1 protein-coding gene is annotated in these 640 nt (G+C 53.9%); it reads right to left on the reverse strand.

Features of this window, described 5'->3' with window-relative positions:
- Positions 1–388, reverse strand: a 388-nt coding sequence (locus ACR0J2_RS24090) for an SDR family NAD(P)-dependent oxidoreductase (protein ID WP_480814115.1), incomplete at its 3' end; no start/stop codon positions are given.
- Positions 389–640 lie beyond the last annotated feature (252 nt).

Consider the following 640-nt stretch of genomic DNA (forward strand, 5'->3'; position numbering starts at 1 on the left):
ATGGACCGCTAAAGTTTGTCGTTAGCATTTCCGTCCAAATCTCCGGGGTGAGGGCTTCCAGATCACCAGTTGGCAAGTTGAGCCCGCCAGAAGCCATGCCGGCATTGTTCACCAGAATGTCCAGCCCGCCGAACTCGCTGACTATCCTGCCAATACAGGCATGCACTGAAGAAGGCTCGGTGAGGTCAAACTGTTCTGCGCGAGCCGTGCCGCCTTGGCTTTTGATGTCCGCGCAGACTGCTTCCGCGCGATCTGATCCACTGCGGTATCCGACAACCACTTTGCTGCCGTTGCGAGCGAGGAGCCTACAGATCTTCGAACCAAGCCCACCGCTGCCGCCACTAACAAAGGCGACGCTTCCAACGATTTCCAACCTTCGATCCTCCATCAATGACACTACCACCAATAGTCGGACGCCATTCTCTCTGGCAAAATCAAGTAACGCAAATGGGTTGGTTTAGCTGCGAATGAAATACTGCAGTGTCCTCAATTCGAACCCGGGGCTCTGCTAGCACAGTGTTCGGTTCTGAAGTAAGTGCTCATTAAGGTAAAAGCGAACGCTGCCCCGTTGCCAGACATGTCGGCACTTAAGGATCGAGGAAGCCAGTGATTTATTCGGAATTCGCTGCGCAGTCTGCAA

The organism is Ruegeria sp. CG4, from assembly GCF_056537185.1.